The 13125-nt window shown below is 66.8% G+C and carries 9 protein-coding genes and 1 tRNA gene; 4 read left to right on the forward strand and 6 right to left on the reverse strand.

Translation table 11 applies throughout. From position 1 onward, the window contains the following. Window positions 1-248 precede the first annotated feature (248 nt). On the forward strand, window positions 249-458 hold the full coding sequence (locus VL973_RS09620; protein ID WP_325283803.1) for a hypothetical protein: 210 nt from the start codon (window positions 249-251) through the stop codon (window positions 456-458). A gap of 7 nt (window positions 459-465) precedes the next feature. Here VL973_RS09620 and VL973_RS09625 read toward each other — a convergent pair whose 3' ends face one another. Beyond that, window positions 466-1503 carry a LacI family DNA-binding transcriptional regulator gene (locus VL973_RS09625; RefSeq protein WP_325283804.1) on the reverse strand — a complete coding sequence of 346 codons (1038 nt, stop codon included), beginning with the start codon at window positions 1501-1503 and terminating at the stop codon, window positions 466-468. 149 nt (window positions 1504-1652) lie between these two features. Here VL973_RS09625 and VL973_RS09630 point away from each other — a divergent pair, with 149 nt between their 5' ends. Continuing rightward, window positions 1653-4157, forward strand: a complete 2505-nt coding sequence (locus VL973_RS09630; RefSeq protein ID WP_325283805.1) for an exo 1,3/1,4-beta-D-glucan glucohydrolase — start codon at window positions 1653-1655, stop codon at window positions 4155-4157. A gap of 27 nt (window positions 4158-4184) precedes the next feature. On the opposite strand, the gene VL973_RS09635 is transcribed toward VL973_RS09630, so the two are convergent. The 5 genes from VL973_RS09635 to VL973_RS09655 form a co-directional block, all read right to left on the reverse strand. Beyond that, a tRNA-Arg gene (locus VL973_RS09635) sits at window positions 4185-4261 on the reverse strand. A 60-nt stretch (window positions 4262-4321) separates the two neighbouring features. After that, window positions 4322-5797, reverse strand: a complete 1476-nt coding sequence (locus VL973_RS09640) for a PepSY-associated TM helix domain-containing protein (RefSeq protein WP_325283806.1) — start codon at window positions 5795-5797, stop codon at window positions 4322-4324. Window positions 5798-5807: 10 nt separating this feature from the next. Then, complete coding sequence (locus VL973_RS09645) at window positions 5808-6359, reverse strand: hypothetical protein (protein WP_325283807.1); 552 nt, start codon at window positions 6357-6359, stop codon at window positions 5808-5810. Window positions 6360-6525: 166 nt separating this feature from the next. After that, window positions 6526-9447: an excinuclease ABC subunit UvrA gene (gene uvrA, locus VL973_RS09650; RefSeq protein ID WP_325283808.1), complete on the reverse strand. Its 2922-nt coding sequence runs from the start codon at window positions 9445-9447 to the stop codon at window positions 6526-6528. A gap of 93 nt (window positions 9448-9540) precedes the next feature. Next, window positions 9541-10728 carry an acetyl-CoA C-acyltransferase gene (locus VL973_RS09655; RefSeq protein ID WP_325283809.1) on the reverse strand — a complete coding sequence of 396 codons (1188 nt, stop codon included), beginning with the start codon at window positions 10726-10728 and terminating at the stop codon, window positions 9541-9543. A gap of 94 nt (window positions 10729-10822) precedes the next feature. Here VL973_RS09655 and VL973_RS09660 point away from each other — a divergent pair, with 94 nt between their 5' ends. Both VL973_RS09660 and VL973_RS09665 read left to right on the forward strand, forming a co-directional pair. Next, the gene (locus VL973_RS09660) at window positions 10823-11554 is read left to right on the forward strand and encodes a prepilin peptidase (protein ID WP_325283810.1); all 732 of its coding nucleotides are present in this window, start codon (window positions 10823-10825) and stop codon (window positions 11552-11554) included. 38 nt (window positions 11555-11592) lie between these two features. Beyond that, window positions 11593-13125 (forward strand): M14 family metallopeptidase (locus VL973_RS09665; protein WP_325283811.1); only part of this gene is annotated, 1533 nt, incomplete at its 3' end.

Below are 13125 nucleotides of genomic sequence, written 5' to 3' on the forward strand. Positions count from 1 at the left end.
CGATCAGGCCGATGACGACACCCGCCAATATCGTTAGAGCCAGGATGGCGCCGCCCGCGACGGGGCCGCTTGTGGATCGGGGATCGGTCATGCCGACGCCATGCCATGTCCCGGCATGGGATGCCAGCCGTCCCGCTTTGATGCGGTCGTCCAGCTTCGGGATGAACGGCAGGACGTCATTAACCCTCGTGCGCGGGGCCCGGCGCGGGCGGCGCGGAACTGGCACGGTTCGTGGTTGGGACACGGCGATGCTTCCATTTTATCTGGCCCATGCCGGCGACCTGCGCGACGCCGAACATTTGATGCTCGAACTGGGCGAGGCCGCTGCCGGGGAAGCGCGGTCGCGCGCCGATCACAGCCGCACGCTGGGCAATATCGCCGCCTTTTGCCGCTGGCGTCAGATCGATCGCGCGATCAAGTTCCTGCGCGAAGCGGAAACCCCGCCGATCGTCCATTGAACGGCGATCAGGCCAGCGCGACAGCGGTCGACGCGCGGACCAGCAACTGGTGATCCAGCCGGGTTTCGCTGTCGAACGCCCGATTATCGATCATCGCCAGCAGGACATCGGTCGCCTGTTTCGCCATGTCACAGGTCGGCTGGCGAATGGTCGTCAACTGGGGCCAGACCACCCGTGCGACCAGGCTGTCGTCAAAGCCCGCGATGGAAACCTGTCGCGGCACGTCCAGCCCGCGTTCCTTCGCGGCGATCAGCACCCCTGCGGCCATGTCGTCGTTCGCCGCGAACACGGCCGTCGGTCGCATCGGCGAGGCGAACAGCCGTCGCCCCGCCGCGACGCCCGATTCGAACGTATAATTCCCCTCCTCCAGCAAAGCCGGGTCGGGCGTGACGCCGCGTTCGCCCAGCGCTTCCAGAAACCCGTCATGACGCAGCATCGTTGACGGGTGCAGCCGATCGCCGTGCACGAACGCGACGCGGCGATGGCCCAAGTCGAGCAGGTGGCGCGTCATCTGGCGTGCCGCCGACACATCGTCGATCCCGACCGATGGCGAAGCGCCCGGTGCGGTGGTAGGGGCGATGCGGACGAACGGAAAGTGCGCGCCGGTCAGTTCCTGCAGCGTTTGCGGATCATCGCCCAGCGGCGGCGCGAGGATCAGCCCCTCCAGCCCCGAAGCGCGCGCGACCTGTAGCAAACGGCCCGACATGTTGGCGACGCTTTCACACGGGAACAGCAGCAACTGATAACGCTCCCCATGCAGCCGGTCGAGCGACCCGGTATGCAGGTCCACGACATAATTGGGGCTTGGATTTTCATAGAACAGGCCGATCAGAAAGGATCGACCCTGAACCAGGCTGCGGGCTGCGATATTGGGGTGATAATCCAGTTCGGCTGCCGCATCGAGAACACGCTTGCGCGTCGCCGGGCGTACGAACGGTTCGTTGTTGAACACGCGCGACACGGTCTTGATCGATGTGCCCGACAATCGCGCGACATCGGTAATCGTCGCGCGCGCCCGCCTGCCGCGCGGGTCATGGGTCTTCATCAATGCCTCTTGTCCGAACAATCGCCAGGCGCGACGATGGCGGCGTGCCGACGGTCTGACAAGATAGGATCGGATCGCCCGTCGTTGACAGTTGCCGACCGGACGGCATAGACAACGCTGTCACCAATCATGGTGCGGGAGGGGAATCGATGAACTGGCGCAGCGCCTTCGGGCCGGCATTGTTGATGGCGGGCGTCGCGCTGGCGCCGATCGCCGGACACGGACAGACACAGGCCGTCGTCCAGGGGGTCGGGGTCGCCGATCCCGCGAACTGGCCGATCCTGCGCGCGCCGGATACCAGGGACCCGGCGGTTGAGCGTCGGATCGAGCAACTGCTTGCCACCATGTCGCTGGAGCAGAAGGTCGGACAGGTCATTCAGGCCGATATCGCCAGCATCACACCGGACGATGTTCACCGCTATCATCTCGGTTCGGTCCTGAACGGTGGGAATTCGACACCCACCGGCGCCTATAACGCGCCCGCGCCCGAATGGCTGAAGGCGGCGGACGCCTTTTACGAAGCGTCGATGCGCCCGAAGGGCAATTTGCCGCGCATCCCGCTGATGTGGGGCAGCGATGCCGTGCACGGCCACAATAATGTCGTCGGCGCCACGCTGTTTCCGCATAACATCGGACTGGGGGCTGCGCGCGATCCCGAACTGATGCGCCGGATCGGCGAAGTCACGGCGATCGAAATGCGCGTGACCGGGCTGGACTGGACCTTTGCCCCGACACTGGCGGTCGTTCGCGACGACCGCTGGGGGCGGACCTACGAGGGATTTGGTGAGCATCCCGAAATCGCCACGTCCTACGCGCGGCCCTTGATCGAAGGGTTGCAGGGCCGCGTCGGCGACCGCGACTGGCTGCGCGGGCCGCACATCGTGGCGACCGCCAAGCATTTCCTGGGCGATGGCGGCACCGCGGGCGGCAAGGACCAGGGCGATGCGCGCATTGACGAACGCGGGCTGATGACGCTGTTCAGCGCCCCCTATGTCCCCGCGATCGAGGCCGGCGTGCAATCGATCATGGTCAGCTTTTCAAGCTGGAACGGCGTCAAGATGCACGGCAACAAGTCGTTGCTGCGCGGCGTGGTCAAGGATCGCTGGGGCTTTGACGGCCTGCTGGTCGGCGACTGGAACGGGCATGGCCAAGTGGCGGGATGCACCGCCGACAATTGCCGCCAGACCTTTGAGGCGGGTCTGGACATGGCGATGGCGCCCGACAGCTGGAAGGGGTTGTGGCAGAACACGCTGGCGCAGGCGCGCACAGGGTCGCTGGCGATGCCGGTGCTCGATGACGCGGTTCGCCGGATCCTGCGCGTCAAGCTGCGCGCGGGCCTGTTCGATGCGGGCAAGCCATCGTCCCGACCGCTGGCGGGGCGCCTTGAATTGCTTGGCAGCGCCGACCACCGCGCGGTGGCGCGACAGGCGGTGCGTGAATCGCTGGTCCTGTTGAAAAATGCGGGTCATGTCCTGCCGCTCAAGCCCGGTGCGCGCATCCTGCTGGCGGGCGACGGCGCCGACAGCATGACCAAGCAGACCGGCGGCTGGACGTTGACCTGGCAAGGCACCGATACTCAGCGCAGCGATTTCCCGAACGGCGAAACGATCGCCGAGGCGATGCGCGCCGCGGTTCGCGATGCGGGCGGCAAGCTGGAACTGGCCGCCGACGGGCGGTTCAGCGCGCGTCCCGATGTCGCCGTCGTCGTGTTCGGCGAAAATCCCTATGCCGAGTTTCAGGGCGATCGCAGCGATGTCGCGTTCGAGGATGCGGGCGACCATCTGGCGGTGCTGCGCCGGTTGAAGGAACAGGGGATTCCGACCGTGTCGGTGTTTCTGTCGGGGCGACCGATGTGGGTCAATCCGCACCTGAACGCATCCGACGCATTCGTGGCAGCCTGGCTACCCGGATCGGAGGGCGGCGGGGTTGCCGACATGCTGTTCGGCAAGGCCGATTTCCGGGGCAAGCTGCCCTATAGTTGGCCGCGCGAGAGCGACCAGACGGCGCTGAATGTCGGTGATGCCGATTATGTGCCGCTGTTTCCCTATGGTTATGGCCTGTCACTGGCCGATGACGGCGCGGTGCCGGTCCTGTCCGAAAAGCGGGCGACGGCGGCATCGGCTGACCGCAACCAGTTGTTCACGGCCGGACGGGCCGGGGCGGGACGCCGCTTGCTGATCGGCGCGCCGGGCGCGCTGTCGGCCAATCCTGGCCCCGACCTTATCACCGCGCGCGGCGCCGATCGCCGGGCGCAGGAGGACAGTGTTCGTCTGACCTGGACCGGGCGCGGCCCTGCGGTAGCGGCGATTGTTGGCGACGAACCGATCGACCTGACGCGTGAGGCCAATGGCGACCTGGCGATCGAGGTGGACGTGCGTGTCGACCGCGCTCCTTCGCGTGCCGTCGCGCTGCGTGCCGAATGTGGCGAAGGGTGCGCGGGGAGCGTCCCGATCGACGCGGCATTGCGTGCGGCGAAGCCCGGCGAATGGACGCGCATTGCCGTGCCGCTTGCCTGCCTTGCCCATGCAGGCGCCGATATGCGCCGGATCACCACACCGCTGTCGATCACGACCGATGGCGCGCTGGACCTGACCCTGTCGGGCGCGCGGCTGGTGCAGGCGGGTGCCGCACCAGTGCCGTGCGCGCGGTCGTGAAGGCAGGGTGCGGCGAGGGGGGAAGCGTGGCGACCCCGGCAGGACTCGAACCTGCGACCTAGTGCTTAGAAGGCACTTGCTCTATCCAGCTGAGCTACGGGGCCAGTGCCCGTGGCGCTAGACGGCGGGCAGGGGGATCGCAATCCCCTTTGCCCGCCGCGCCATCACTCGGCGGGCGCCATTTCCGGTTCCCCGCGCGGCCGGGCGCTGAGGCGGCGAAGGGCGGGGGCGATGAATGCCGCTCCCCCGGCGATCAACGCCAGATCGATCACCATCAGCGCCGCGATCCCGCTTTCCATCGTGGCGGCATGGACGATGCCGGTTCCGACCATCAATGTGCCCAGCATCAGGCGAAGCGCGCGGCTCCATGCCTCCGCCCGCGGCGTCAGCATCGCGGCGGCGGTCATGACGGCCAAGCCGATCCAGAACAGCGCAACCATCGGCGCTTCTGCACCGAACAGCGTGCGCTGAATCAATGCAGCGAAGAACAGCACCGGCGCGCCCCAGATGGTGACGGCCCACATCGATTCCAGCCGCGGACTGGCGCGGCCGCGCTGACGCCGTTTGACCAGCCAGATCGACATGCCCGTGCCGCACACCACCGTCACTGCCACGCCCAGCAGCACGAACACCAGCCGCACCGGAAGGCCACCGAACGCGCCGAAATGCAGGTCATAGGTCGACGCCGCGAATTGCCGCCCCAGATTGCCGTCGCTCATGCCGACCTTGCCGGTCGGCTGGCCATCGGCATCGAAGGTATAGGTGTCGCCATAGATCAGCCGGCGCGGATGCTTGGCGATGATCGTCAGATACTGACCGCGCGTGCCCGGTTCGTGGAGGATGACATAGGTCGGCGCGAGATCGGGATGCGCCGAGCGCATATGCGCGGTGGCGGCGGCGATGTTCGCCAGCGGCGCGGGTCGGTCGTCATGCGCGGGTTCGCCGCCAAAGATCGGCGCATAGGCTGCCTCAAGATCGCCGCCATACCATTTGCCCGCGATCGCATAGGCCGCGACCCCGCCCAGCCCGATCATCGCGCCGGTCAGCGCCAGCGCCAGGCCGAAGGGCAGCGTCCACACGCCCAGCCGGTTGTGCCAGTCGGCGAGCGCAAGCTGCTTCTGCCCCCGCGCGCGCAGGCGAAAAGCGTCGCGAAAGATGCGCGGATGGGCCAGCACGCCGCCCAGGATCAACGCGGTCATCATCACGCCGAGCGCGCCGACGATCGTCAGGCCCAGCGTGCCGGGGATGTGCAGATAGATGTGCAGGTTGATGAGGAACTCGGTCCAGCCATGCGCTTCCTTGCCGGCGATATTGCCGGCGCCATCGACATAGACTGCCTGATGGTCGGTCGTGACGACGGTGCGCGGCAGTGCGTCGTTGGGCATGTGGATATAGAAATGCTCGGTCGGCTTCTTGCCTGCCTCGGTCGCCAGCACATTTTCGGCGGCGCGTTGCAGCGCCTGTGGCGCGATCGTCATCGTCTCGGCGATGTCGGGCTGTTCCCAACGCTGGATTTCCTCGCGCAGCACCACGATCGTGCCCGACAGACAGATCAGATAGAGCAGGCCGCCTGCCAGGAGGCCGATCGCCGCATGGCCCGAAAGCGCGCGGCGGACGAGATCGGGGGAGGGAAGGCGCATCCGGATTTCCTCAGCCAAGCGACCAGAATACAGCGCCGGACACCAGCGCGACGGCACCCAGCGGGCGCAGCATGTCGCGCGCGCGCATTCCCAGCATCAGCGCGACGCCCAGCACGCTCCACACCAGCGGCGTGACGAACAACGTTAGGACGGTGGCGTCGCCCTCAAGCCCGCCTGCCGCGCGCACCATGGCGGCGGCGGCCAGACCGACGACTAGCGAGGCCAGTCCAGATACCGGCACCACCAGCAGAAAGATGGCGAGCCGACGCCCGACATCGCGCCAGTCGGCCGCGTGCAGCCGAACCGTGGGATCGCTGTCCGCCGCGCGCGCCGGTCGCGCGGGTGCCGCGGATGCCCATGCCTCGCGCATCAGCACGCATCCCGCGACCAGCATCACCGGCAATGTGCCGATCGCCAGTCCCCAGGCCCCGTCGCGCAATGTCAGCGCCAGCAGCGCCGCTGCAATCGCCGCCCAGCCCGCAAGCGTCAGCCGCGTCTGCGCCGGCTCACGCGCATCCCAGCCGAAACGAAGCAGCAACGCCCCGATAGCGGCCACAAGCATCAGGGCAGCGGTCAGCATGAGCTGGATTCGGCACAAGTCATCCCCGCGCTTATGACCGCACACGATTATGAGAGCAAGTCGCAATAGCAGGCCTGCCGACGCAATTCAGACCGTAATGTCCTGACCGAAGCAGGTCCCGCTTCAGAACGCAGCCAAGATCGCCCGCTTATGCCGCTTTCACTGCACCGCCGGCGCGCTTGAGCAATGGCGCAAGGTAGCGGCCGGTATAGCTGCGCGGTTCGGCGGCCACCGTTTCCGGCGTGCCTTGCGCGACAATCTCGCCGCCCTTGACGCCGCCTTCGGGACCAAGGTCCAGCACCCAGTCGGCGGTCTTGATGACGTCGAGATTATGTTCGATCACCACCACCGTATTGCCCTGTTCGACCAGCGCGTGCAGCACTTCCAGCAGCTTTCGCACATCCTCGAAATGCAGACCCGTGGTCGGCTCGTCGAGGATGTAGAGCGTCTGTCCGGTCGAGCGACGCGCCAGTTCCTTGGCCAGCTTCACGCGCTGCGCCTCACCGCCGGACAGGGTGGTCGCCTGTTGCCCCACCTTGACATAGCCCAGGCCGACTTCGCCCAGCATCGCCATCCGGTCGCGGATCGGCGGCACCGCCTTGAAGAACTCGACCGCGTCCTCGACCGTCATGTCCAGCACGTCGGCGATCGACTTGCCCTTGAACTTCACTTCCAGCGTTTCGCGATTGTATCGCGCGCCGTGGCATACGTCGCAGGTGACATAGACGTCGGGCAGGAAGTGCATCTCGATCTTGAGCACGCCGTCGCCCTGACACGCCTCGCACCGCCCGCCTTTGACATTGAAGCTGAAGCGACCGGGCTTGTATCCACGCGCTTGTGCCTCGGGCAGGCCCGCGAACCAGTCGCGGATCGCGGTGAACGCGCCGGTATAGGTCGCGGGATTGGATCGCGGCGTGCGGCCGATCGGCGACTGGTCGATGTCGATGACCTTGTCGCAATGCTCCAGCCCGGCGATCCGGTCATGCCTGCCCGCCAGCACCCGCGCGCCGTTCAGCGTGCGCGCGGCGGCGGCATAGAGCGTGTCGATGGTGAAGCTGGATTTGCCCGACCCTGACACGCCGGTAATGCAGGTAAAGGTGCCCAGCGGCAGGCTGGCCGTCACGCCGCGCAGATTGTTGGCGGTGGCATTGTGGACGGTGAGTTTCTTGCCATTGCCCTTTCGCCTTTTGGCCGGCACCGGCACTTCGCGCGTGCCGTTCAGATAATCGGCGGTGACGCTGCCCTTGGCCTTGAGCAGTTTCTCGAGCGGCCCGTGCGCGACGATCTCGCCGCCATGCACGCCCGCGCCGGGGCCCATGTCGATCACATAATCAGCGGTGCGGATTGCATCCTCGTCATGCTCGACCACCAGGACCGTATTGCCCAGGTCGCGCAGCCGCCGGAGCGTCGCCAGCAGCATGTCGTTATCGCGCTGGTGCAGGCCGATCGACGGTTCGTCTAGCACATACAGCACGCCCGACAGCCCGCTGCCGATCTGGCTGGCCAGCCGGATGCGCTGGCTCTCCCCGCCCGACAGCGTGCCGCTGGTCCGGTCGAGGTTCAGGTAATCGAGGCCGACATTGTTCAGAAAGCCCAGCCGCTCGTCGATCTCCTTTAGAATGGCGCGCGCGATTTCGGTCTGCTGCGGCGTCAGTTGTTGGGGCAGTGCTGCATACCAGGCAAGCGCATCGACCACGGACAGATGCGTGATCGACGAGATTGTCGCATCGCCCACGCGCACCGCCAGCGCCTCGGGCTTCAGGCGCGCACCGCCGCACGTCTCGCACGCATGTGCGGCCTGATATTTCGACAGTTCCTCGCGCATCCACGCGCTTTCGGTCTGGAGCATCCGGCGGTTCAGATTGCCGATGACGCCCTCGAACGGCTTCTTGACGTCATACGACTTCTTGCCGTCGACAAAGGTCAGCGTGACCGGCTTGCCCTTGGTCCCGAACAGGATCGCGTCCTGATGCTCGGTGGCCAGATCCTTCCACGGCGTATCCAGCTTGAAGCCGAACTCGCGCGCCAGCGATCCCAGCACCTGCATGTAATAGGGACTGGGCGGGTTCGACTTCGCCCAAGGCACCACCGCGCCCTTCTTGATCGACAGGTCATGATTGGGGACGACCAGATCCCGGTCGAACTCCAGCCGTTCGCCCAGGCCGTCGCACGCGGGGCAGGCCCCCTGCGGCGCGTTGAAGCTGAACAGCCGCGGTTCGATCTCGGCAATGGTGAAGCCCGACACCGGACAGGCGAATTTCTCGGAAAATACGATGCGGTTGGCCGGAATCCCCGCGCCCTTCATCGCGCCCGCGTCAGTCGCCTCACCCTCACGGCCCGGCACCACGCCGTCGACCAGATCGACATAGGCCAATCCCTCGGCCAGTTTCAGCGCTGCCTCGAAACTTTCGGCCAGCCGGGTGGCGATATCGCCGCCCACCACCAGCCGGTCGACCACCACCTCGATGTCGTGCTTGTATTTCTTGTCGAGTGCGGGCGCTTCCTCGATCAGGTACGTTTCGCCGTCGATGCGGACGCGCTGAAACCCGGCCTTCTGCCACTCTGCCAGCTCCCTGCGATACTCGCCCTTGCGGCCGCGCACGACGGGGGCGAGCAGCAGTAGCCGCGTCCCCTCTGGCAAGGCCAGCACGCGGTCGACCATCTGGCTGACCGTTTGCGCCGAAATCGGCAGGCCGGTGGCGGGGGAATAGGGAATGCCGACCCGCGCCCACAACAGGCGCATATAATCGTAAATCTCGGTGACGGTCGCCACGGTCGAGCGCGGATTGCGGCTGGTCGTTTTCTGCTCGATGGAAATCGCGGGCGACAGCCCCTCGATATGATCGACATCGGGCTTTTGCATCATCTCAAGAAACTGGCGCGCATAGGCGCTCAGCGACTCGACATAACGCCGCTGGCCCTCGGCATAGATGGTGTCGAACGCCAGGCTGGACTTGCCCGACCCCGACAGCCCGGTGATGACGGTCAGCGTGTCGCGCGGGATGTCGATATCGACGCCCTTGAGATTATGCTCGCGGGCACCGCGAACCGAAATATGCGTAAGGCTCATGCGCGTCGTTCTATCTTCGTTCCGTGGGAAGTGCCAGAGGCGAAGATAGGACCCCCGCCCCCGGGTTACGAGGGGCGGAGAATGCGAGTGCCGTCAGACCAACTCCACCGCCATCGCCGTCGCCTCGCCGCCGCCGATGCACAGGGATGCCAGCCCACGCCGCTGCCCGTGCGTTTCCAGCGCCGAAAGCAAGGTCGCGAGGATGCGCGCGCCAGATGCGCCGATCGGGTGGCCCAGCGCACAGGCGCCGCCGTGGACGTTCAGCACGTCATGCGCGATCGACAGGTCGCGCATCGCTATCATGGCGACGCAGGCGAAAGCCTCGTTCACTTCGAACAGGTCGACATCGCCGGTTTTCCAGCCCGCCTTGTCCAGCGCCTTCTGCATCGCGCTGACCGGCGCGGTGGTGAAGCGGGCAGGGGCGTGGGCGTGGGCCGCGTGGGAGACGACGCGCGCCAGTGGCGTCAGGCCGAACTTTTCGGCAACCGACATGCGCGTCATCATCAGCGCCGCCGCACCGTCGGAGATGGAGGAGGCGTTTGCGGCAGTGATCGTCCCTGTCTTGGAAAAGGCGGGTTTCAGCGTCGGGATCTTGGCCACGTCGCCGCGCGCGGGCTGTTCGTCGAGGCTGATCGTCTCGGTGCCCTTGCGCCCGCTGATCTCGACGGGGACGATCTCACGGTCGAACGCGCCAGAAGCCTGCGCCTTTTGCGCGCGTTCCAGGCTGGCGATGGCGAAGGCGTCCTGTTCCTCGCGCGTGAACTGATATTCGGCGGCGGTCTCCTCGGCAAAGCTGCCCATCAGGCGGCCGGGTTCATATGCGTCCTCAAGCCCGTCGAGAAACATGTGATCCTTGAGGACATCATGCCCGATGCGCGCACCGCTCCGGTGGCGGGCGGACAGATAAGGGGCATTGGTCATGCTCTCCATGCCCCCCGCGACGATCCAGTCGGCGGAACCGGCGGCCAGCGCTTCGGCCGCCATGATCGCGGCCTGCATCCCCGATCCGCACATCTTGTTGATCGTCGTCGCCTCGACATGCTGGGGCAGGCCCGCGCCGATTGCCGCCTGACGCGCGGGCGCCTGGCCAAGGCCAGCAGGCAGGACGCAGCCCATATGGATGCGCTGGATCGCCTCACCCTTCAGGCCTGCGCGCTCCACCGCCGCGCCGACCGCTGCCGCGCCAAGGTCGGTTGCGGTCGCGCCGCTCAGGCAGCCCTGAAAGCTGCCCATCGGGGTGCGGGCATAGCTGGTGATGACGATCGGATCGGCGGCGGGCATCTGGCTCTCCTGACTGTTTGCCAGGCGATTTAGGGTCGGACGGTTGCGATTGAAACCTTGGCGAGCATCGGCCACCCCGGCTAGGGGCGGGGGGATGATACCGCCCGTCTTCTGGCCGATCCTGCTTGGCGTGCTGGGCGCTGTGTTCGGCAGCTTCATCGCGACGGTGGCGATCCGCTGGCCTGCGGGCGAATCGGCATTGCAGGGGCGGTCGCGGTGCGATGGCTGCGGCGCGGAGTTGGGGGCGGGAGATCTGGTGCCGGTTCTTAGCTTCCTGCGGTTGCGCGGGCGGTGCCGCCGGTGCGGCGGGCGGATTGCGCGCTTTCATTTGGGCGTGGAGGTGCTGGCCCTGGCGATCGGTGTCGTTGCAGGCATTGTCGCGCCGGGTGCGGTGGGCGTGGCGGGGGCGGTGTTCGGCTGGCTGCTGTTGACCTTGGGGGCGATCGACCTGCGCGCTTTCTGGTTGCCCAACCCATTGGTCGCGGCGCTGGCGCTCACGGGGCTGGCAAGCGGGGCGGTGGGCATCGCGCCGCCGCTCGACGTCCGGCTGATCGGCGGGGCGGCGGGGTTCGGCGCGCTGTGGTTGGTGGCGGCGCTGTATCGCCGCGCGCGCGGGCGCATGGGGCTGGGCGGGGGCGATCCCAAGCTGTTCGGGGCGATCGGCCTGTGGCTGGGCTGGCGCGCGCTGCCGGGGGTTTTGCTGATCGCCTGTGTCATCGGCCTGTGCATCGCGATCGCGCGCGGGATGCGTGGCGGCGAGCGGTTGCCGCTGGGCACATTGCTGGCGGCGGCGGGTTTCGCGTGGTGGGCGGCGGCGGCGCTTTAGCGCTTTTGCGCGGTGGGCGGCGTGGGTAGGAAGCGGCCATGCGCCGCACCCTTCTGACCTCGCTCGCCCTGACTCTGACCGCCCCGCTTGCCGCGCAGACCGCGCCGCTGCCGCCCGAAATGCCGTGGCGTGGGGCAAGCGAGCGGCTGATCGCCAGACCGGGCAGCGAATGGATCACCCCCGCCGAAGCCGCCGGGTTCGAGCGGACGCCCGATTACGCCGCCACCCGCGCCTTTGCCGAGAAGCTGGTCGCCGCATCGCCGCTGCTGACACTGGAAGTGTTCGGCCGCAGCCCCGAGGGGCGCGACCTGTTCCTGATCCGCGCCAGCAAGGGACCGGGGCGCCCCGTCGTGCTGGCGCAGGCGGGCATTCATGCCGGGGAGATCGACGGCAAGGATGCGGGCTTCATGCTGCTGCGCGACATCGCGTTCGGCGGCAAGGACGCGCTGCTCGACAGGGTCGATCTGGTGCTGGTGCCGATCTTCAACGTCGACGGGCATGAGCGCGCTTCGCGCTACAGCCGCCCGAACCAGCGTGGGCCGATGATGCAGGGCTGGCGAACGACCGCGCAGAACCTGAACCTCAACCGCGATTATCTGAAGGCCGATGCGCCGGAAATGCAGGCGATGCTGGGGCTGATCCGGCGGCTGGACCCCATCCTGTATCTGGACCTGCACGTCACTGACGGGATCGATTACCAGTATGACATTACCTACGATTTCAACGGCCTGCATGGAAAATATGCCAACAGCCGTGAAATCGGGCGCTGGCTGGACCAGCGGCTGCGGCCCGCGTTCGACCGTGACCTGACGGCGGCGGGGCACGTGCCGGCGCTGTATATCGATGCGCTGGACAATCGCGCGCCCGAAAAGGGCATCGCGCACGGCGCCGACACCCCGCGGTTTTCGACCGGATGGGGCGACTATGCGCGCGTGCCGACGGTATTGCTGGAGACGCACAGCCTGAAGAATTATCGCCGCCGGGTGCTGGGCACCTATGTCTTTGTGGAGACGGCATTGAAAACGGCGGGCGATGAAGCGGCGGCGCTGCGCCGCGCGATCGACGCCGACCGGGCCGCGCGGCCGACCGAACTGGTCACAACATGGAAGAATGATGAAAAACCGCTTTTCATCATGGACTTCAGGGGGGTTTCTAACGAACGTTATCAATCGCCCGCTTCGGGGCGAGAGGAGTTGCGATGGACTGGCCGCCCTGTCACCTTGAAGGTGCCGGTGATCGGCCAGTCGCCCGCCGAAAAGGTGACGCTGCCGCGTGCCTGGTGGATACCCGCCAGCGCGACGGCGATCATACGGGCGGCGAGGATTCAGGGCATCGAGATGGAAATGATCGATGCCCCGCGCGCGATCGATCTCGACATGGCGCGTGTCGAAGAGCCAAAACTGGGCGCGCCGAGCGAAGGGCATGTGCCGCTGACCGGGCGCATCGTGCACGAACGCCGCCGCATCACCATGCCCGCCGGGTCGGTGCGCGTGCCCGCCGATCAGCCGCTAGGCCTGCTCGCCGCCGCGCTGCTCGAACCCGAAAGCGGGGAGGGGGCGTTGGCGTGGAAC

This window comes from Sphingomonas sp., from assembly GCF_035490575.1.
GTDB lineage: Bacteria > Pseudomonadota > Alphaproteobacteria > Sphingomonadales > Sphingomonadaceae > Sphingomonas.

What these genes read in the sequence shown, in the direction of transcription:
- VL973_RS09620 (WP_325283803.1), top strand. Translation starts at nt 249, where the DNA reads ATGCTTCCATTTTATCTGGCCCATGCCGGCGACCTGCGCGACGCCGAA.
- VL973_RS09625 (WP_325283804.1), bottom strand. Translation starts at nt 1,503, where the DNA reads ATGAAGACCCATGACCCGCGCGGCAGGCGGGCGCGCGCGACGATTACC.
- VL973_RS09630 (WP_325283805.1), top strand. Translation starts at nt 1,653, where the DNA reads ATGAACTGGCGCAGCGCCTTCGGGCCGGCATTGTTGATGGCGGGCGTC.
- VL973_RS09640 (WP_325283806.1), bottom strand. Translation starts at nt 5,797, where the DNA reads ATGCGCCTTCCCTCCCCCGATCTCGTCCGCCGCGCGCTTTCGGGCCAT.
- VL973_RS09645 (WP_325283807.1), bottom strand. Translation starts at nt 6,359, where the DNA reads ATGCTTGTGGCCGCTATCGGGGCGTTGCTGCTTCGTTTCGGCTGGGAT.
- uvrA (WP_325283808.1), bottom strand. Translation starts at nt 9,447, where the DNA reads ATGAGCCTTACGCATATTTCGGTTCGCGGTGCCCGCGAGCATAATCTC.
- VL973_RS09655 (WP_325283809.1), bottom strand. Translation starts at nt 10,728, where the DNA reads ATGCCCGCCGCCGATCCGATCGTCATCACCAGCTATGCCCGCACCCCG.
- VL973_RS09660 (WP_325283810.1), top strand. Translation starts at nt 10,823, where the DNA reads ATGATACCGCCCGTCTTCTGGCCGATCCTGCTTGGCGTGCTGGGCGCT.